Source organism: Leptonema illini DSM 21528 (genome assembly GCF_000243335.1).
GTDB lineage: Bacteria > Spirochaetota > Leptospiria > Leptospirales > Leptonemataceae > Leptonema > Leptonema illini.
In genome coordinates this window covers 611,799-631,576 of record NZ_JH597773.1, presented here as the reverse complement: position 1 = coordinate 631,576, position 19,778 = coordinate 611,799, and the positions used below count along the sequence as shown (strand labels likewise).

The following is a 19,778-nucleotide window of genomic DNA, read 5'->3' as shown; positions in this document are numbered from 1 at the left end:
GGCGCTTTACCCGGTATTCAGTATGAATGAAAAAAAGACAGCGAACACAGGGCCAGGCACCGGGCATCCCACATTTGATCGTTTTCTCGATCGATGGCTGCATCGATTCGTGCCCGATGAAGAGCCGGGTGAACCCGAAGGCCCGGCAGCGAAGTCTCACTTCAATGCCGTGATGCTCTTTTTGAAAGCGCTTCCGTGGCTAACAGGGATCGTTTTCCTTGTCTCGCTGAAATGGGATGTATCTGGTTCGTGGAATTTGCCCTGGCGCGATGCTCCCGTCATGCTCGACGGCCTGATTCGCATGGTTGCCGTCACCGGTCTTGTCGGATTCGGAACGAACTACATCGCCATCAAGATGCTCTTTCATCCGCGAAAGAGACGGCCTCTGCTCGGCCAGGGTCTGATACCGGCAAGCAAGCAGAAGATCGCCCGCAAGCTCGGCGAGAGTATCAGCAAAGAGATCATCAACTCCGATCTGATTCTGAAGCAGGTAAAACAGGAAGGCCTGGTGCGTCGGCACATGCAGAGCTTCAATCGGTCGATGCGCGAAACGCTGGCTCTGCCGGAGTTTCGCGACGATCTGTTGCGCATGCTCGAGCATTATCTCAATCGCATTATTAAGTCCGATGAATTTCGATCCAGCATGCATGCCTTTGTGAAAGGATTCGATTTCGAAGGTCTGGGCGGGCTTGAAAGCGGTCTTTTGAAAATCTACCGTTTTATAGGCGGAGACCGCGAGATCGCCGATCGTATTCTCGAAGCTCTTGATTCGATGACCCTGTCACTGGACCATCATGAAAAAACGCTGAACGAGTATTTGGATCGTCTTCCTGACTGGATCGAATCAAATGATGATTTTGTTGAAGACGTTATCCTGAATACGGTTATCTTTCTCGTAGAGCGTATCAATATTCAGAACATTGTAACGCGCAATCTGGAAGGATTCGACGAAATGCGCCTCGAAAAACTTCTTCTGTATTCGACATCCGATCAGCTCGATTATATTCAGTATCTCGGTTGCATCCTGGGTATTCTCGGCGGCCTGTTTATCTGGCTTCCTCTGGAGTCCTTTATTCTGTTCGGAGCCGCCGGAGCAGGGTTATTCCTGATCGATGCGACTCTCATGCGTATGAAAGGAGATCGATGAATCCGTATCTGAAATCCATGCCGCCTGTGCCCGAAGACTTTAATGCGGCGATGATGACGGAATCGGCGAGCACGGTCAAACAGCTCGTGCAGCAGCACAATTCGTTAACCTATATCGATTATATTGAACGCCTCCCTGATTATCGCATCATGCAGAGAGATCTGAAACAGCGAGGCCTTTCGCCGGCCTATGTCGCTCCTGTGCTCTGGATGCTCGGACAGAGCTATGAACTCTTACCGGTACCGATTTCGCCCGAAACCGATCGTTTTGACGATGTTCACTTTCTCTATAACAGCTCGGCTCTGATTGACGCCGTTCTGCGAACGCTGGCGCAGGAAGTCGGCGTTCTCTATCAGAAGTTGAACGGAGCCGCTGCCGACTTTACGCGCATCCACTCCATAAGTAAAAACTCCGCCTTTTATTACGAAATGACGGACGATCACCGGAAGCTTTACGTGCAGTGCAAAATCCTGACCGTGGTAACCGACTACCGTGAGATGTTTCAGCGTGACGGACACATGATGGATCCGGCGAAGGTACAGGAACGTCGCAATGCTGCCATTGCCATGCTTGAGCGTGCTTCGAGCCGGGGCGATGCGTCGCCGCCCGTGCAGAAAAAGAAGGTCGAAGAGGAGCTTCACTTTACGATGTCTGGCTTCCAGGAGGTTATACCCGAGTCAATCGACCCGGACGTCTCAGCCACAGGAGTCCCGGCATCAATTGAAGGCAACCCGCGAAGAGCCGTCGACCAACCCGATTGGAAGCAATTCGAAGCGGCTCAGAAAAGCGGATTCACATGGGATATGGTCATGCGTACGTTCGGGCCGAACATGGTCATCCGTATTCTTTTACGCCGTCAGGATTATGATCAGTTGCTATCGATGATCGAGGCCGACTTTATCAGCGATCAGGCCGAGCTGCGCTTCTGCCGTGAGAGCATGGACAAGATCAAACAGCATGACGACGTCCTTTCTGACAGAGAGGAGAGCTACTGGCGTCTCTTTCAGTATCTGAAGGCGCGGGGCGTTTAGCCGTCACAATCCGTTTCTTCTGCTCGCTGCTGATCTACATAGTGCAGATGGTTCTGTATCTTTTCCATAAGTGACACCGGTATGTGCACTCCGCTCGAACCGAGACGGACGCGATATTTCTCAAAAGAAAGCTGATGTGGAAGCGATCGCGTCAATCCCTGAAATACGTTATCGAGCTCGGGTTGCATGGCCTCGATCAGGGCCTGATTCTGTAACAGGGCGCGATGAAACGGACGTAAGACGCGAAGATTGACGCCTCTGCAGATCGATCGATAGAAGGCGAAACGAAAGGCGACGGAGCTTTCGGGAACGGGCTTCTGCAATTCGATCTCAAGCTGGCCGAGGTTGATGCAGTCGATGACCTGCGTATTGTAGGGTTCTTTCACGTATTCCGTCATCAGCGTCTTGAGAATAAGGTTTTCGATCTGCGGCAGGGTGTGGCAGTTTTTCGGATCGCAGTCGCCTGTATAACCGTTCTCGCATCTTATATAGAGAACGAAGTCGACATCCGACGCCGATTCGGCGACGCCGAAATTTACCGATCCCACGAAATCGAAAGCGACATCGTAACCGGCATGAAGCAGCATACGAGCAAACCGTCGGAAGTCGCGCATACGGTCGCGGCTAACTCCAGTCTCGTAGGTGCGGAAGTATCGCTTGATTTCGTTGAACTGCTTGATCAGCGCATGATCGGCAAAAGGCGGTCTCATAGATCGATCACCGTTCCGTTCCGGTCGCGCAAAAAAAGACCGAGGTCGATGGACGATTCGGCGGCGTCTTTCATCAGTTCGCCGACAAGTCGGTTCTCATCTCTTCGCACATGAAGCAGGTCGCAGATCTGATTGCCTTTCAGCCTCTTTAAAAAGATCTCCTGCACGCTTCGCGAATCCGTATCGATCAGAATCTCTGCGAAAAGTCCGCCGTGCTGAAAGCCGTAAGGCGAATCGACGCCGCCGAAATTCGACGGATTCATGAGCACCGTTCCGTCGCTTTTCATCATCACACCATAGTCCTCGTGCACGTGCCCTGACAGCACGAGCGTCGCGGGATGATCGTCCAGATAGTTACGGATGCCGTTTGATCCTACGTGGCCGAGCGTGGGAATACGGTCGAAGTAGCCGTAGGCAGGGTTATGCAGCACAAGAATATCGGGCTCCACTTCGACGAAGAAGTCGTAAGGCTCGGAGTAAAATTCCACTCCGCGGCCGGCCTCCTGATATGGAACGGCCAGTTTCTCGGGAATTCCCGATGTGGCGATCGGAGCGCCGCCGTAGCCGGCAAGCGTCAGATTCTCGAAATACATCGTATTTTTATGCAGGTTGCGCGACGAAAGGGCCGTATAACGCAGGTCGATGTCGTAGTTCCCGGGAAGCACGAAAGACGCGGCGTTGCCGTACTTGCGAATCAGGTCTTCAATCATGCCGTATTTTTCTTTCATCGTGCGCGAGGCCCGATGAAAGAGGATACGGTATTCGGCGGCCTTGAGAACGGTTTCGGCCGGATAACCTCCCTCGTTGTTACGAAGAATCTCGGTCGCCAGATCATAGGGAACGATCGAACGGCCTTCTTCTTTAGCAAGGGCGTAGAATTCTTCCTGTAAACATACGAATTCATACACCTTCATGTCGTCATAGAAGGCATGATAGAGGATGTCGCCTGAAAGAAGATAGAGATCGGCCTCGGTCTTCGTAAGAAGAACGCGAAGCTCTTTCAGGGCGTCATGAATATCCGTTGTATAAACGATTCGAATCACAGGCCTCTCCGGCGCAGGTCGTCGATCTCTCTGGCCATCTTGTGGCGAAAGGTATCGGCGGTGAAGCGCAGCACATTCTTGCGAAACTCCGATTCGCGAAAGCTCAGCCCTTCGAAACGATCGAGGGCGGCGTTTAGCGATTGCGGGCTCTGCTCCTCAAAGAAATACCCGGTCCTCTGATGGACGACCGTTTCCAGGGCTCCTCCGCGGCGAAAGGCGACTACGGGGCATCGCCGTTCCTGGGCCTCGACGGGAACGATTCCGAAATCCTCGACGCCCGGAAAGATAAGGGCGCGAGCCTTTTCGAAAAGCTCCCTCGACTGATTCCGATCGGGGCGATCGATGAATTCGATCTTCGCTTTGCCTGCAAGCTCCTGTAAACGAGCCTTTTCAGGCCCGTGACCGGCAACAACAAGCCTTCGCCCGCTTTCCTTGAAGGCCTTAACGGCAAGATCGATCCTTTTATAAGGCACCATCGCGCCGTACACAAGATAGAAGTCCTCTCTTGTCGAAGCGGGTGTTGCCCCGAACGTCTCGACGCAGGGCGGATGAATCACGACCGATTCTCTTCCATAGAAACGTCTTACGCGTTCCCCTACGAAAGAAGAGTTTACCACATACCGGTCCACACGATGCGCCGACGCTGCATCCCACATACGCAGATAGTTCGCGAAAAACGGGATGACGAACTTCTGTGTCAGGCCGCGGCCCGGAAAGTATTCTCTGTACATATCCCACACATAACGCATGGGGCTGTGCACGTACGAGATATGCGGAACTCCGGGCGGAACGATCGCTCCTTTCGTCACACAGTGAGAGCTTGATATGACGAGATCGAAGCCGTGAAAGTCGAATTCTTCGATCGCCGTGGGGAAAAGAGGAAGGTAATGTCTGTAAAAACGTCCGCGCAGAGGAAGTCTGTCGATAAAGGACGTATGGATCGGACGACTTTCGATACGATCCGAGCAGCTGCCCTTCAGATGCAGGAGAGTGAAAAGCTCGGCTTCGGGATACAGGTCAAGCAACGCTTCAAGCACCGCTTCGCCGCCGCGCATGCCCGTTAACCAGTCGTGCAGGATGGCCACCTTCGGTGACGCTGTTCCGGTCCTTATCGTCATATAAGGAACAAAAACATCATACCGTCCTGTCGTTGAAAGAGAAAAATCTGGTAGACTGGCATCGGTATCTGCGCGAGCGTCGTATCCCTATGGGGGAAAGGCATTTTGATCTGAAATCCGCCGACGGCACGAAGCTTCGCGCCACGGCATGGGAGGTTGACTCTCCGTCAGCCTGTGTTCTCTGGGTGCACGGTTTTGCAGAGTATCGCACCCGTTATGATGAGTTTGCCCGGTATTTGAACGGACTCAAATACTCCTTTGTCGCTCTCGACCTGCGCGGCCACGGCGACTCCGAAGGCAAGCGCGGCTTCATTCGCAGCTTCGACGAGTATCTGGCCGATCTTTCGGCTCTTGTCGACTGGTCGAAAGGCATGGCTCCAGCGCCGCTTGTTCTCGGGGCGCATTCTATGGGCGGCCTTGTGCTGGCCCGCTATCTGGAACGCGGAGAGTTCTCTCGTCCGGTTGAAGCGGCCGTATTCTCGGGGCCTTTTATGGGCGTAGGTATGCCGGTGCCGGCCTGGAAGCAGAAGCTCGGCGCTTTTATGTCAAAGATCATACCCGGCCTTTCGATTCCGTCAGGACTTGATCCGGCGCTGATCAGCACGGATAAAGAGCTGGTACAGGCCTACGCAAGCGATCCGAAGATATTCAAGATTGCCACGGCGCGCTGGTTCACAGAGATCCTGAAGGCGCAGGATAAGGCCATCGCCGAAGCCGGTCGCATTCGATTGCCCGTGCTTCTCTGTCAGGGCCTTGGCGATCAGGTTGTCAGCGTAGCCGCCGGCCGACGGTTTTATGACGGCCTCGGGTCTGAGGATCGTACCTATCAGGGCTTCGAGGGGTTGTATCATGAAATCCTCAACGAAGTCAGGCCTGCTCGCGAGCAGGTGTATGCGACTTTCGGGAACTGGTTAAAGAAGCGGTTTCCAGGTTAAGAACCTGTCCAGAAACCCGGAAGGGGCTCCTCTAACAGGCTGCTGAAAAAGCAGCCTGCTAAAAGGAGGAAGTCGTGGAAGATTGTTTGATCGCGGATGGATTCGACCGGTTTATAAATCGAGATTGTTGGAATGGAAAAAGACTGGCAGCAGTTAGTTTCGCGGGCCGCAGAGCAGGCCGTCGTTTACAGGCATCGTCTGCATTCGCGGCCCGAGATCGCCTTTGAAGAGCGCGAAACCTCTGACTATGTGGCTGAAACGCTCAAGAGCTACGAACATCTTCAAGTTCACAGAGGTCTGGCCGGAACGGGTGTCGTCGCCGTTCTCGGTGAAGGCGGGCCCATGATCGGGCTTCGCGCCGAGCTCGACGCCCTGCCGATGCAGGAGCATAACACCTTCGCGCATCGCTCGCAGATACCAATGCGGATGCATGCCTGCGGACATGACGGCCACATGGCAATGCTGCTTGGCGCCGCTCGCGTTCTCTCGCAACTGCACGGGCAATCGCCGTTATCCGGCAGAGTCTGCTTTATATTCCAGCCCGCCGAAGAGAACGAAGGCGGAGCGCGGCGCATGATTGACGAAGGATTTCTCGATCGGTTCCCATTACAGTCGATCTATGCCATGCATAACTGGCCGGGCATGCGCGAAGGCGTATTCGGATTAAAGATCGGCCCTATCATGGCCGCCTATGATCGCTTTGATATAACGATCCGCGGAACGGGAGCGCATGCGGCGATGCCTCAGAACGGATCCGATACGATCCTTGCCTCGTCGGCCCTGGTGCAGGCGTTACATTCCATGCAGTCGCGAAAGAGCCCGATGGAGCCGGCCGTTCTTTCGGTGACCTCGATTCACGGCGGAGAGGCCTACAACATTCTTCCCGATAGCGTTTCGCTTCGCGGAACATTACGAACGTTTGATCGCGCGACACGTGAGTCGTTGCTTTCGCGAACGCGACATATCACGACGGGGATCGAAAGTGCGTACGATGTACGCATAGACTTCGCCGTAACCGAAGGATATCCGGCGACGGTGAACAGCGAACAGGAAACTCTCTTTGCCAGAGACGTGGCCGTTGCCCTGGTTGGAGAAGAGAACGTGGTCTTTCCCGTCGTGGCCGATACCGGCAGCGAAGATTTTTCCTGCTTTCTGGAAAAGGTGCCCGGTTCGTATGTCTGGCTTGGCAACGGTCCGAAAGCAGGAGGGTGCACGCTTCATAATCCGAATTATGACTTCAATGATAGCCTTCTGAAAACCGGAATAGGCTTCTGGACGGCTCTCTCGCGGGATTTTTTTCGACGGATGTCGGTATGATTGTGAAAATGCACTCGATTATGTATGGTTATCGGAAGTTGAAGGCGCAGATTCGCGTAGAGAAGGGCATGCCAGGGCTTTATGTCGATGAGATGGGATACATGAGCCCGCTTGAATGTATTAAGCAGGGAGTGGATTTCGAGCAGATCAGCGAGGGCGAGCGGCAGATGTTAAAGAGAGCCGGCTATCGATTTCGCGATTAGGCTTTTTCTGCAAAAACGTATTTTTTTTTCTTGCAGGGAAAATTGCAGTGGTTTAATATACGACATTAAAAGTGATTTGTTGATGCAACTCTCCAACCGAACGACAGGCGTTACGCGAAAGCAAATGGCCGGTCGGGGGAACGAGAGGCGCTGAGGCAGATTGAACTGGAAAACGAGACCTCAGGAATGTAAGGGAATCGGAATACGCTTGAAACATCCGCCCGACGGGCATCTGAAATACTAACATCAGAAGTAATCAAGCAGACCAGTAAAAACGGCAGAAGATCAGTAGAATAGAGATAAGGTAAGAATCGGAGGAATCGTATGGCGATGGGTCAATTTCCCAAAAGTCCTAACAAGGTGGATCCCATTATTCCCAGTGCTGTGGCTTCCCGCACGTCGCTCGTCTGGGAAGGTCGGAATAAAATTCAGGAATCGAAAAAGATTATCGATGATACGAGCAATCGTGTCAAAAATTTTATTCAGACAAAGCTTCCCCCTGAAGTAGTAAAAGACGTAGATATCATGGCCTCGATCGAGGATAAGATCTACAATTACATCAACCAGGCCTATGTGAACATGTTCAACCGTTACACAGTTACGGTTGAAGACGAGATGGTGAAGAAGGTTCGGGACTTCATCGACAAAGAAGAACTCCGCGCTCTTGCTCGATATACTCCGCGTGAAATCGTCGAGATCCTCGATAAGCTGGCCGGTGCCGACAAGTTTAATACCGGTGAAGTTGAAAAGTCCATGGTGAACATGTACGGTCACCTTCAGGGCCATATTCAGCGCGGTATGAACGACCTCGAAAACGAAACGAACTCCATCCTGCGTCAGAAAACCGACGTTGGTGCCTTCGTTCGTGGTGAAAACGCCTACTCCATCGTTAAGTGCGTGTTCAAAGATAACCTGTACAAGCCGAAAACCGTAACCGACATCAAGCTTTCCATCAACATACTGGATTCCGAGCTGATTTCGCCGATCTTCCACTATCAGACGACTGTTGAATTTCTGTTGAAAGACACGCTGGCCAACCATATCCAGGAGCTGATCGAGCGGGAGATCGAGAAGTTGAAAGAAGAGATCATCGACTCCGGTCGCGCCGAACTCACCGACGGCGAGATCATGTTCGAGAAGATCAAGGCTGTCGATCGTTTCACCGACGACAACAACTCCGATCCGAATTCGCGCCGTTATTCGATCCTGGCGAAGAAGTTCATCGACAAAATCGAAGGACTGCGCGCTGAAATCGATCAGGATGATTACGATCCTTTGAACATGCGCGAGCAGATCAAGGCGATCATCGACGATGAAAACATCCGTAACCGCGGTTTTAACACGGCCGTGAATACGCTGACATCCATTCTCGATACGTCGAAGCTCGGCTATCAGGTCTGTGATAACAAGAAAAACGCCCGCGATTGCTATATCCGTGAATACGAAGATGAGGACGAAACTCAGCTTCCCGACGAACGCTATGCAATCCGTCTGGTTTACTTCGATCAGGCCCAGATTCGTGAGCTGAAGCGTGTATATGATACCCGTATGGGAGCCTTCGTACGCGAAGTCGAGTCCGTATGGGACGTCGTTGAAGAACTGTATCAGCGTCGTAAATCGTCTTTCTTCGGTCTCAAGAAAACCGTTCTCGATTTCGAAGATCTGGCGAACAACATTATGTCCAAGCGCTGGGTGAAAGACCGCGGCGAGCTGATGAGCGACCCCGACGAAATCCGCTGGGACAAGCTGCGCTTCCGTGATCAGATCAACACCTTCGTCGAGAAAAACAACCGTACCTACACCGTAGAGGTTCGTAACACAGCGCAGCGTCTGCGTCATCTGAAGGATCGCCTTCAGACCATGTATGGCTATCAGAACCCCGTAGAGCGTGTTGTTTGCGACGAGCGTCTGAACCTGCTCGAACAGCAGTTCAACAAGTTCATCTACGAAATCAACCCGCATCACCTGCAGCCGGGCCTTGTACTGGACGTCGATATCAGCACAAGCAAACGCAAGCAGTATATGATGAAGGGAATGGCGAACGTTCTGAACGAGTTCCTGCATGGCGTATCTAAAGGCTTTGCTGATGCCGCCTTCGCAACGTTCAAGCGTCGTCGTTCGACCGTACGTGATGATTCCGAGATGGCGTTTGGTGAGATCACTGAAGATGCGCACCATAAGGCGATCAGCACGCAGTATGCGTCGCAGACCGTCGAATCTTCATCGTCGCCGGAGCCATACAGCCCACCATCGCTTCCGTCTGAGCCTGCATCAAGCCAGGAAAGCGGAGTGAGGGGATCGGCTGATGTGACGCCGAAGTCCTACGACGACAAATTGAAAGATATGGGGCTGAAAGAGCTCTGAAATTCCGAGGGGCCCGGGCAGCCGGGCCTTTTTTATGAACGTATCTCGTTCATAAAAGCTATCATTTTTATACCCGAAACCTAATCAGGAGCAAGACGTTGCAAGCCAAGATATTCCATGCCACAGGAAAGCGTGTCGCCTACAACAGACTACTCAAGCATATGATCGTCACAACGACGATCGTCGACCGTTTTGAGAAGGGAGAGAACCTTGCCGATATCCTGAACGGCATGCTTGATGCCGGTTCGCTCAACGCCGATCAGGTACCCGCAATTCTGAATATCATCCTGGTAAGCCGTGCGGCCCTTCCGTATCGCTCCATGAATCTTCCCGAGACCGTAGCGTCCTTTTCGAGTCTTTCTGAGCAGTTCTCGAAGTGGAACGCCCTTGACCTTGTAGCGGCCTACTATCATCCAACGTTCGGCATTCAGCTTGTGAACCCGGCGCGGCCTGAACACTGGCAGCGTGTCCACGAATTGAAGCGTGACGAACTCGTCGTCGTATATGCGCGTGCTAAGAACGGCGGCAACGATGTTGCGCGCAAAGGACTGGATGCCTTCTTCTCCGTCCTTTCGGGTAAGTCCGTCGGCGAGGATGCTGCCTTTGTAATGGTTGAAGCTCCGAAGCCGGCTCCGGTGGCCCCAGCTGCACCTGCCGCCCCGGTCAGTCAGGCTCCTGCAGCACCGGCTGCTCCGGCGGCGCCCGCAGCACCGTCACGTGCGTCGCAGATGACGCCGAAATACTCCGTACAGGTTTCGAACGAGCTTTTCCATAATGGAAACGTAGAGGCCTGGAAGAATATTATTGAAGCCTATCATGCGAAGTATCCGAACTGTCGCGTGATCGTGTATCATGAAGGCGAGCTAATTCAAGATTTGAACTCCCTCTTCAAATGGGGAAAGGTGAAGCATGGCGGAGTGATCATGTTTCAGGTTGCCGGGTCCGACATTAAGGGCGTATCTCGACTGCAGAGATATCTCTACGAAGGGGCCTCACCGAGATTTGAGGCCTTTCTTAAAAAGGATATCAACAAAATCCTTAACCTGTTCTGAGAGGCACAATGTTCGCGGATTATTTTCTGGATCAATCCCGCCAGCTGCAGGGAGCGCTGCACGAGCGTCTGGAGAAGCGGGGGGTGCAGCTGCCTTCGAAGCAGAAAGATGTTCGGGTCTACAAAGAGCTGTATGATTTCTTCAAAGATCATCTGCCCGGCGGGTTCTCGTATGCGGTCGGAAAAATTCGAAACCGCAAACATCTGCTCAATAAAAGCTGCGATCTTTTGATCTTCAAAAAATGGTGCAAAAAGTTTTTCGAAATGACGGGCGGGTATGTGCTCGCCGATCAACTGCACAGCTTCATCACCATTGAAACCGATCTCAACACGGCGCAGGTTTTGAATCATGCGGCGCTTACCGAGGCCGTAAAGACGATGTATGCGGCTGATCGTGAACTCGACGAGAATGCAATCGTTCCCGTTTATTCCGTGCTTTTCAGCTACAAATCGTCCATACCGCTTCTGTCGCACAGAGTCGCTCTTGAAGACGCGTCGCGTGAGAAGGATATTCCGATCACTCGCGAAACGGACATGATCGTCGTCATGGATCAGGGGTTGATTCTTAAAGATTGGGAAAACGGCGGAGTCTACCGCGGGATTGAAACCGGCGAAGATACATTGATGTGGTTTTATATACTGATGCTCGAATACCTCGACCGCGATGGAAGCCTTGGTTTTGATCCGCGGTCGTACGTGAAGATGCAGAAAGAATACAGAGAGTATTGAGAGGATTACGAAGAGCAGTGTATTCTGCCGTCGTCCTTGAAATATGAAGAAAGAAAGCTCCCGCAACCTGGAGCACCGGAGGGATACAGTGAAACAGTCTTACGCAATACTGAGCGTGCTGCTCGCCGGCTTAATGACACTCTCCTGTGCTAAAGAGAAGGAGAAAGAAGTCGTTCCACCGGCTGATTTTTATCTTGTGATCGATACGTCCGGTTCGATGGCGAGCGGAACGATGAAGCGAGTAAAAGAGAAGTTGCCCGCTCTGCTTGAGTCTGCACGCCAAGGAGACCGCATTCATCTTCTGCAATTCGATGAAAAACCGCAGACGATCGGCGAATATACGATTCGATCCGCTGAGGATCGCCGTACGGTGGAGAAAGCGATCCTTGATCTGAAGCCTTCGGGCGCTTATACCGACATCAAGCAGCTGATCGCTTATCTTAAAGAGAACACCCGTTCGACGAATTCGTCGGCGAAGCAGTACATAGTGGTGCTTTCAGATGGAATCGACGATCCGCGTCCGGGCCGAAAATCGCGCAAGGACCGTGTCGAGCTGAAAGAGTATGAAGCGACCGAGAAGCTTCCCGTGCAGGAGCCTTACATCTTTTACGTCCATCTCGGCGATAAAACCAGCGTTGCCGCCGAAGAGGGCCTGAAAGAAGATTTAAAGGACCTTTCCACTGAAGTCAAAGTCGTGAAACCCACCGATGCCGCCGATGCAGGTCTTGACGAAGTCAAGAAAGACATAGAGGCGACCCGCCCACCCGCCGAAACGCCCTGGTGGCAGGCTCTATGGGCAAAGGCAACGGCGCTGCCACTCTGGGTCTGGGGTTGTGTCGCAGCGGCGCTACTTCTGCTCCTGCTGCTTCTGCGTCGCGCATTTCGAACGATCAAACCGCTGGAAGGCATCCTATCCTTTTACGAGGCCACAGAGCATCCGTCGATGGCCCGTGAGGTCAATCTGCATAAATTTCGCAGGGACGATCTGACGATCGGTTCGCAGGCGGGTGCCGTCATCCGCATCAAGGACAGCGCCTTCCCGGCACAGATCCGCCTGAAGGCGAAGAGATCGGGTAAAGACTTTCTTTTTGGATTCGCTAAAAAGGATTTACAGCGTATGGAATTCCTCGTACAGAAAAAAAGAGGCTTCATTTCATCAGGTGATCGATTCCGGATAGCTAACTACACATTCGAGTACAGCCATGGCACAAAGAAATAAAACAATCAACCCCCTTGAACTGCGGGGAACGGAGCGAGTCTTTCAGATCGACCGTGATACGATTCTGATCTATACGGGATTGCATTTACAGGATGTCCGTCCGTTCTCGAGGATCGGGGCGGGCTTTCAGCTTCCTGCTCATCTGCTTCCCTATATCGAACATGTCATACTGCCCGAGAATCATCTCTGGAATACCGGCGTGGAAGATGCCTGGCTTCGCGCCGGCATCGATCTCGGCGCAGGAAAGCTGACCTACGTTGGCAGCAAAGAGCGTGTGACGCAGCTGAACCGGTACTTCGATATCGAAGGTTACATCAAACAGAAAGAGAAAGAGGATCGAGAGAAGGCCAGAGAGAAAGGTCAGGATCGCAAAAAAGGCGAGGCGCCGACTGAGCTGCCTGTAAAATACGAGGTCTATCAGGCCCCGCAGCGCGGCGAAGATGTGAAGAACAAATGCCTGATCACGTATCTTGCCACCGGAGACTATCAGGTTTCTGTGGGCAGCAGCAAGGTACTTGATTCGGGCTCTTACTTCCGCGCTCGTCTGGGCATGGATCGCGAGTACGCTCTCATGTCAAAGGTGCTTGCGAAAAGCGTGCAGCCGGCCTCAAAGGGCTTCGGTTTTATACCGTTTGCCTCTGAAGAGCATTGCTCCGCTCTCTGGAACTTTAACGGATCACTGCTTTTCAACGAGCCCGTTCCAGAATATCACTATCGTCTTTTTGAAATCGGCATTGATCCTGATCGTGTTTCGATGGGAATTTCGGGCTCGGTATATCAACCAGGTCTCATCGAGCTCATGCGTCGTGCCGATGTTACGGGACGCGTTGTCGGAATTTCGGCTCCTGACTCTGAAAAACTCGGCCTGGTGAAGCGGATCTTTAACTTTGCACAGCCGAAGTTCTTCTCTGAAGGCGGAGCGCTGCCGCTGGCCAGGACGGTATCATTCTTTGAAAGCCGCACCAGGTCTCATGGCGCATTTGTGTTCCGTACGCGAGAGGATGCCGAGCATCCGGTGCAGGTGCTCTTCCCATTCCTGAAAACGAAGCCCTCTCGATCCTTTGACTTTGTAAAGGGCCCCTATGACCTTGAGATGACCGTTGTTGACGACGCCTCTCAGCTGAAAGAAGAGGGAGCCGCTCAGGCGACGCTACTCAGCCGCGGTATGATCGCCGAAAAGGCGTGGAAAAAACTGAGCCTGGGGCAGGGGCAATATCCGGCCGTTCCAGGCTGTGAGTATCAGTTCCGTCAGGTTCTGTCTACCGATGAATGGAGCGACGCCGCTCGAGCCGTTCTTGCCGGCACGGAGTTTGAGGCCCCTATTCTCGATATCATCGGCAATATCGCTATGGCGACCGATCTGACGGCGATTCGCGACAGCCTCTATATCATCCGGACGCAGCGTGTCCCCCGCGATCCGGTGCTGCTGCTTAACCTTTCCGGTATCCTGAATGCGCTTTACCGAACGCTTTCGCGTCTCACGGTTGAAGATCGTACGGTCATCGATCTGGCCGCAAAAGTCGCTTCGAGATTCAACGCCTCGAAACTGCGTATCGGCGATCTTGACGCTTACACCGGAACGCTGCGATTCGATATCATCGTTATGAACGGGCTTTACACCGTATTGCTGGCTCATCAGGCGGCTCCAAAGTTCCACATTCAGATTGAGTACCCCCCTTCTCCTGATAGCGTGCTCGAGATGGAAAAGGAATACCGCAAGTATCTGAAATCGCAGCAGAAGATCGTCGATAAGGTCGGAACGGCCGAAGACCGTGCCGCCATTGAAATGATTGAGAAGCTCTTTGAAGAGGCACTGTTTCATGGTCGAGAAAGACAGCGCTTGCAGCACCTTTTTGAAGCGTTGCAGCTGGGAGCCGTCGATGTAAATGCTCGAGAGGGCCTTCCTTTTTACATGAAGCTTCCTTACTGGCTGCGGGTCGTCGTTCAAACCCTTCGCATTCCTGAAATGGTGGATTGGTTTGCAGGGCTCAAGGATCGTTTCTTCGCGGGAAAGCGTCCGTCCGTTCCGGGCACACCGATGCAGGGTAAGGCCGCTTTGATCCTTTTGGGCCTCGGGCTTCTTCTGGCCGCCGGGTTCGGATTGAGTCGCGTGGACTTCTCAGCTGTGAGCGGGTTTTTCGGTTCGGATAAATCCACTGAAATGAGCCAGCTCGATCCGTCGCTGGTAGAAGGAAGCGCAAACGACGTAAAAAAAAATGGGAAGATAGCGGTTTAAGCGACCATCCCGATCTTATCTCGCCGGCCAGACCGGGTGATCTGCAGAATGATCATCCGGTTCCCGGCGAAGATGGAGTCGAGGTGACGGCTGCCGAACTCTTTGCCTATGCGAACGTGCTCGCCGTAAAAAACGGCTTTTCACCGATTGCCGAGCAACAGCCCGAAAAAGATCCGAATCTCGTTCTTCCGGGGGACCGGCTGGTGCTGCCCGATGGCCGTCTTTTACAGGTGGGGCCGGGGCAGTACATCTATGACATTGCGGCGAAAGAGTACAGGCGCGATATGGCGCGCATTGGCATCCTGGAGCGGCAGGTCGACGTGTTGAAGGGCGTTTATGCAGGCGAAAAGAAACCCGAAATCAAACAGGCAATCCTGCAGCGAGCTGACGACATCAAGCGGCTGGCTGTTACGCCAAAATCCAGGCAGAGATATGCGGCGGTTCAGGCCTCGTTAAGAGAATTGGGATTTGCTATCCCCTGAATTATTTCTGCGAATCGAGGAGATTCAAGATGCCGTCGATGAAATTACGATGCTCCACAAGAAGCTCTCGCAGTTTCGCTTTATCGCCGCTCTGTAAGAATGCCCGCACGAGCCCGGCAAGATGGTTGCGGATGGCGCCGTCATGGTGGGCGCCCACTTCGTTTATCGGAGCGCCGGCGGGCGGCCCTGCCGGACTGCGAGGATCAGGGGACCGGCCGGCCCGGGCCTTATGCATGAATTCTTCGGCTCTGTTGCGCGAAGGGCCTCCGATCATTTCACGAAGCTGTTCCGGTCCAAAGGGTTCCATACGTGCCATTCTTCACGTTCGCGAAGAAGGGGAAGTCTTTTTCTTGTTTGACAGAGGGCCGGGTTACGGTTCCCTATTTTGAGCGGAGTGCATCGTTTGGAAAATACAGAAGAAAAAATTCATCGGCTTGAACAGGAGATCGATAAGCTCTACCTCGTTCTTGAGGCGAACCGGACGCTTTCGTCGAGCCTGGATCTGCAACTCGTTCTCGAACGTTTGATGTCCAAGGCGCGCGATGTGACCGATGCCGAGGCGTCGTCGTTGATGCTCGTCGACGAGGACGTTCAGGAGCTGTATTTCTTCACCGTTCAGGGTGAAAAAAGCGACGCCGTCAAAAAAATACGCCTAAAAATCGGCGAGGGGATTGCCGGCTGGGTCGCCGAAAAAGGGGAGCCTGTGCTCGTCGAAGACGCCGCCAACGATCCGCGCTTCTATCGCAAAGCCGACCAGTCGTCGGGATTCCATACACGATCGATGATGTGCGTTCCGTTGATTTTCAGGAAGCGTATTCTGGGAACGATTCAGGTACTCAACAAAACGGATAACCGCAACTTTGATCGGGACGACCTTCATATTTTACAGGTGATGGCTGATCAGGCCTCTATAGCGATCGAAAACGCCCGTCTGCATGAGCTGGCCACCGTCGATCAGGCGACGGGGCTCTATCGTAAGGATTATTTTCTCGCACGTCTTGAAGAGGAATTCCGACGTTATCGGAACCTCGGAACTCCTTTCGCGCTGCTTATGTCTGATATCGACCATTTCAAGCGTGTGAACACGGAATACGGCCATCAGGGAGGCGATCGTGCATTGCTTGAACTTGCAGGAATGATTCTGCGCGTCGTGCGTGACGAAGGCGAAGAAGATATGGCCGGTCGATACGGGGGCGAAGAATTCTGCGTGCTTATGCCCAATACGACAGAAGAACGGGCCATGGTTGTCGCCGAAAAGATACGCACCAGCATCGAGGCACACCGTTTCTCCATCGACGGAAGAGAGGCGGCGATTACCATATCGATTGGCGTGACGTCCGTTCCGTATCATAACGATGTCATAAATAATTCCGAAGAGATGATAAAATACGCCGATGACGCTCTCTATCTGTGCAAGGACCGAGGTCGGAACTGTTCGGCGCTCTACGAAAAGAAGGATTAATTTTTATCCAGTTTTTTGAAAGTTTTCTTGATCTTACATCGCGATAAGTATCCTGTGAACAAAACCACCGGACCCGATCATTAAGGAGTTGGTATGCCCGAAATTTATCCATTCAGCGAAAAAGGCGAGACCTATGCCGAAGAAGACATGGAGCGCCTCGGTCGCCGCGGACGACGAGCCATTGAGCTGGCAGAAATGAAGATCCCGGTTGTGCCGGGCTTCGTCATTGATTCCAGACTTACGCCCGAGCTGCCATCAAAAGATTTTTCTGAATCCCTGCGCCGAGGACTTGTCGGCATTGAAGAAGGCGTCGGTCGTAAGTTCGGTGATGCGGCGAATCCGCTACTCATCAAGATCGTCGTCAGCTCCAATCTGAGTCTTCCTTTTTACCCCACAGTGTTTAACGTCGGCCTCTCACCGACGACGATGCCAGGCTTCTCAACGCTGATCGGCGAAAAGGCGGCCTGGTTTGAATACTGCTATCTGCTGCGCACCATCGGAACAAAGATCTTCGATATAGCGCACGAGCGTTTTGACGAGATCATAGCCCGATACAGCGACGACGTCGAAGGAATGAAGAAGTGCGCACAGGAAATGGTGCAGCTCGTCGGGCGCGATAACGTTCCCGATGATCCGTTCCAGCAGTTCGTCGTGATTCTGAAAAACCTGGCGAAACGCTATTACAATGCTGAAATGGACGCCGAAGATCCGCCGGCACTTCTTGTGCAGGGAATGGTCTTCGGGAATCTCGGCGAGGATTCCTCGGTCGGGATGTACTATACGCGGAATATTATCTCGGGTGAAGACAGGCTTCAGGGAAGCTTTCTTCTCAACAGTTATACGCTGGATCGACAGGGACAGGATATCCTGGCCCTTGATGGAGAGTACCTGAACCGGTTGCAGCAGATCGGTCGCTCGATTGAACGCAAGTTCCGCGAGCTGCGCGAAGTTAAGTTCATCGTCGAGAAGAAGAAGCTGTGGATCATCAATCAGACCGAGGTCGATAAGAAGTCCACACAGGCTCATATTCGCACGCTGCTTGATCTCATGAAAGAGGGCACGGTGAAGGATGACTGGGTCGTCGAGCAGATCCCGCCCGGCCAGCTTGCCACGCTCCTGCATTCCGTCGTTGATGAAGAGTCGCTTGCCGGCATTCCTGCCATTCGCGGCGGTATTACCGGCGCTCCAGGAGCGGCCGTAGGTCGTGTTTTCTTTAATGCCGACCGCCTCATGGAAGCGCATAGAGACGCCATCCAGAAAGGCGAAGATACGCGTATGGTTCTCGTCGTGACTGCGTCGTATGCCGAGGACGTGAAGGCCATCGAAGTCGGGCAGGGCGTTATTTCGGCGGAGGGCGGATATTCCTCGCATGCTCCGGTCGTATCGCGATCGCTCGGCAAGGTGAGCATCGTACATCCCGACATTCGCATCGGCGACCGCTTCTTCGAATATAATGGTGTTCGTGTTAACGAAGGCGACTATGTGACCATGGATGCGCCGGTGTATCGTGATCCGACGATCTACACAGGAAAGGCGAAGCTCATCAGCCCCGACATCCATACAAACGGTCTGACCGATTTTATCGAAGTCGTGCGCCGTTTTATTAAGGACGATTTTGTCGTAAGAGCGAATGCCGACCTCGGTCGTGACGCGAAAGTCGCCCGCACAATGGGAGCGTTCGGAATCGGTCTTTGCCGCACGGAGCACATGTTCTTCGCCGAGGATCGCATCCAGCGGTTCCGCGAGATGATTCTGTCAAGCTCGTATGACGAACGTGTGCGTGTTCTCGACGACCTGCGACCTCTGCAGCGAGGGGATTTCTATGATCTTTTCAAGATCATGGCTCCGTATCCGGTGACCATCCGACTGCTGGATGCGCCGCTGCATGAGTTCTTACCGCGTAACGATGAGGCGCTCACCGAGTATCTTGAGTATCTGCAGAACAAAGGCATCAAACCCGAGAAGGCAGAGATTCAGGAGCGCATCGAGCGTCTGCATGAGTTCAATCCCATGCTCGGCCACCGCGGATGTCGCGTCGCCATCACCTATCCTGAGATCTATGAGATGCAGGTGCGCGGGATTTTCGAGGCCGCCACACGCCTCAAGAAAGAAGGCGTTGATATCGTTCCTGAGATCATGATCCCTATCGTGATGAACCCGAGCGAGCTGCGCTTCTTGAAGAATGGCAAGCAGATCGAAGGACAGTACATCAAGGGAATTCGCGATATCGCTCGCGAGATCTTCCATCAGGAAGGCGTGCAGCTGAACTACAAGGTCGGAACGATGGTGGAGCTGCCGGCAGCGGCGCTTGCCTCGGGTGATCTTGCCCAGCACGCGGAGTTTTTCAGTTACGGAACGAACGACCTGACGCAGACGACGTTCGGTCTGAGCCGTGACGATATTAACTCCTTCTTCCCGGCTTATACGATGTATGACCTGCTTCCGAACAACCCGTTCCAGGTTCTCGGCGATTCCGTAAAAGAGCTGATCTACATCTCTGCAGAGCGCGGCCGCATCACACGGCCTGACCTCAAGCTGGGGCTTTGCGGCGAGCACGGCGCCGATCCGTCGAACATCGAGTTCTGCATGGAGCAATCCGAGCTCGACTATGTTTCGACGTCGCCGTATAACATTCCGATTGCGCTGCTTGCCGTGGCGCAACTGAATCTGAAGAAGGCGAAGGCACAGTAAACCCGGAGCATCGGAACCGAAAAAGCCCGCCAGAGTATGG

Annotated in this window: 17 protein-coding genes; 13 read left to right on the top strand and 4 right to left on the bottom strand. The window is 53.2% G+C overall.

Annotated elements, in window-relative coordinates; all coding sequences use genetic code 11:
- Window positions 1-22: 22 nt before the first annotated feature.
- Window positions 23-1,147 (top strand): DUF445 domain-containing protein, encoded by a 1,125-nt coding sequence (locus tag LEPIL_RS02875; protein WP_002769760.1) that lies wholly within the window; start codon window positions 23-25, stop codon window positions 1,145-1,147.
- Window positions 1,144-2,178: a hypothetical protein gene (locus LEPIL_RS02870; RefSeq protein WP_002769759.1), complete on the top strand. Its 1,035-nt coding sequence runs from the start codon at window positions 1,144-1,146 to the stop codon at window positions 2,176-2,178. Before LEPIL_RS02875 ends, LEPIL_RS02870 begins: the two co-directional genes overlap by 4 nt.
- Here the strand turns inward: LEPIL_RS02870 and LEPIL_RS02865 are convergent.
- From LEPIL_RS02865 to LEPIL_RS02855, 3 genes are read right to left on the bottom strand one after another with little or no spacing between them, the layout of a single operon-like run.
- A complete protein-coding gene (locus LEPIL_RS02865) occupies window positions 2,175-2,888 on the bottom strand; it encodes a hypothetical protein (protein ID WP_002769758.1) in 714 nt (237 codons plus the stop codon). The genes LEPIL_RS02870 and LEPIL_RS02865 overlap by 4 nt on opposite strands.
- Window positions 2,885-3,931, bottom strand: coding sequence for a metallophosphoesterase family protein (locus LEPIL_RS02860; protein ID WP_002769757.1), 1,047 nt, complete (start codon window positions 3,929-3,931; stop codon window positions 2,885-2,887). Before LEPIL_RS02860 ends, LEPIL_RS02865 begins: the two co-directional genes overlap by 4 nt.
- A complete protein-coding gene (locus tag LEPIL_RS02855) occupies window positions 3,928-5,049 on the bottom strand; it encodes a glycosyltransferase (RefSeq protein WP_002769754.1) in 1,122 nt (373 codons plus the stop codon). Before LEPIL_RS02855 ends, LEPIL_RS02860 begins: the two co-directional genes overlap by 4 nt.
- 32 nt (window positions 5,050-5,081) lie before the next feature.
- Between LEPIL_RS02855 and LEPIL_RS02850 the strand changes: the two genes are divergently transcribed.
- From LEPIL_RS02850 to LEPIL_RS02810, 9 genes are all read left to right on the top strand, one after another.
- Window positions 5,082-5,984 (top strand): alpha/beta hydrolase, encoded by a 903-nt coding sequence (locus tag LEPIL_RS02850; protein WP_040918221.1) that lies wholly within the window; start codon window positions 5,082-5,084, stop codon window positions 5,982-5,984.
- Between the two features lie 132 nt (window positions 5,985-6,116).
- Complete coding sequence (locus LEPIL_RS02845) at window positions 6,117-7,301, top strand: M20 aminoacylase family protein (RefSeq protein WP_002769746.1); 1,185 nt, start codon at window positions 6,117-6,119, stop codon at window positions 7,299-7,301.
- On the top strand, window positions 7,298-7,504 hold the full coding sequence (locus LEPIL_RS02840) for a hypothetical protein (protein WP_002769743.1): 207 nt from the start codon (window positions 7,298-7,300) through the stop codon (window positions 7,502-7,504). Before LEPIL_RS02845 ends, LEPIL_RS02840 begins: the two co-directional genes overlap by 4 nt.
- A gap of 324 nt (window positions 7,505-7,828) precedes the next feature.
- Entirely contained in the window at window positions 7,829-9,868 is a 2,040-nt protein-coding gene (cfpA, locus tag LEPIL_RS02835; protein WP_002769742.1) for a cytoplasmic filament protein CfpA, read from the top strand.
- Window positions 9,869-9,966: 98 nt separating this feature from the next.
- Window positions 9,967-10,920 carry a hypothetical protein gene (locus LEPIL_RS02830; RefSeq protein ID WP_002769740.1) on the top strand — a complete coding sequence of 318 codons (954 nt, stop codon included), beginning with the start codon at window positions 9,967-9,969 and terminating at the stop codon, window positions 10,918-10,920.
- Window positions 10,921-10,928: 8 nt separating this feature from the next.
- Window positions 10,929-11,648 (top strand): hypothetical protein, encoded by a 720-nt coding sequence (locus LEPIL_RS02825; protein ID WP_002769738.1) that lies wholly within the window; start codon window positions 10,929-10,931, stop codon window positions 11,646-11,648.
- Window positions 11,649-11,736: 88 nt separating this feature from the next.
- Complete coding sequence (locus LEPIL_RS02820) at window positions 11,737-12,867, top strand: vWA domain-containing protein (RefSeq protein WP_040918219.1); 1,131 nt, start codon at window positions 11,737-11,739, stop codon at window positions 12,865-12,867.
- The gene (locus tag LEPIL_RS02815; RefSeq protein ID WP_002769734.1) at window positions 12,851-15,103 is read left to right on the top strand and encodes a hypothetical protein; all 2,253 of its coding nucleotides are present in this window, start codon (window positions 12,851-12,853) and stop codon (window positions 15,101-15,103) included. The genes LEPIL_RS02820 and LEPIL_RS02815 overlap by 17 nt, the downstream gene beginning before the upstream one ends.
- Window positions 15,104-15,186: 83 nt before the next feature.
- Window positions 15,187-15,585, top strand: coding sequence for a hypothetical protein (locus LEPIL_RS02810; protein WP_002769732.1), 399 nt, complete (start codon window positions 15,187-15,189; stop codon window positions 15,583-15,585).
- Window position 15,586: 1 nt separating this feature from the next.
- On the opposite strand, the gene LEPIL_RS02805 is transcribed toward LEPIL_RS02810, so the two are convergent.
- A complete protein-coding gene (locus tag LEPIL_RS02805) occupies window positions 15,587-15,892 on the bottom strand; it encodes a hypothetical protein (RefSeq protein ID WP_002769730.1) in 306 nt (101 codons plus the stop codon).
- 96 nt (window positions 15,893-15,988) lie between these two features.
- Between LEPIL_RS02805 and LEPIL_RS02800 the strand changes: the two genes are divergently transcribed.
- Both LEPIL_RS02800 and LEPIL_RS02795 read left to right on the top strand, forming a co-directional pair.
- The gene (locus LEPIL_RS02800; protein ID WP_002769728.1) at window positions 15,989-17,047 is read left to right on the top strand and encodes a sensor domain-containing diguanylate cyclase; all 1,059 of its coding nucleotides are present in this window, start codon (window positions 15,989-15,991) and stop codon (window positions 17,045-17,047) included.
- 93 nt (window positions 17,048-17,140) lie between these two features.
- Window positions 17,141-19,738, top strand: a complete 2,598-nt coding sequence (locus tag LEPIL_RS02795; RefSeq protein ID WP_002769726.1) for a putative PEP-binding protein — start codon at window positions 17,141-17,143, stop codon at window positions 19,736-19,738.
- Window positions 19,739-19,778 lie beyond the last annotated feature (40 nt).

Coding starts and splice junctions, on each gene's coding strand:
- LEPIL_RS02845 (WP_002769746.1), top strand. CDS start 6,117: ATGGAAAAAGACTGGCAGCAGTTAGTTTCGCGGGCCGCAGAGCAGGCC.
- LEPIL_RS02815 (WP_002769734.1), top strand. CDS start 12,851: ATGGCACAAAGAAATAAAACAATCAACCCCCTTGAACTGCGGGGAACG.
- LEPIL_RS02875 (WP_002769760.1), top strand. CDS start 23: ATGAATGAAAAAAAGACAGCGAACACAGGGCCAGGCACCGGGCATCCC.
- LEPIL_RS02855 (WP_002769754.1), bottom strand. CDS start 5,049: ATGACGATAAGGACCGGAACAGCGTCACCGAAGGTGGCCATCCTGCAC.
- LEPIL_RS02805 (WP_002769730.1), bottom strand. CDS start 15,892: ATGGAACCCTTTGGACCGGAACAGCTTCGTGAAATGATCGGAGGCCCT.
- cfpA (WP_002769742.1), top strand. CDS start 7,829: ATGGCGATGGGTCAATTTCCCAAAAGTCCTAACAAGGTGGATCCCATT.
- LEPIL_RS02870 (WP_002769759.1), top strand. CDS start 1,144: ATGAATCCGTATCTGAAATCCATGCCGCCTGTGCCCGAAGACTTTAAT.
- LEPIL_RS02795 (WP_002769726.1), top strand. CDS start 17,141: ATGCCCGAAATTTATCCATTCAGCGAAAAAGGCGAGACCTATGCCGAA.
- LEPIL_RS02840 (WP_002769743.1), top strand. CDS start 7,298: ATGATTGTGAAAATGCACTCGATTATGTATGGTTATCGGAAGTTGAAG.
- LEPIL_RS02825 (WP_002769738.1), top strand. CDS start 10,929: ATGTTCGCGGATTATTTTCTGGATCAATCCCGCCAGCTGCAGGGAGCG.
- LEPIL_RS02865 (WP_002769758.1), bottom strand. CDS start 2,888: ATGAGACCGCCTTTTGCCGATCATGCGCTGATCAAGCAGTTCAACGAA.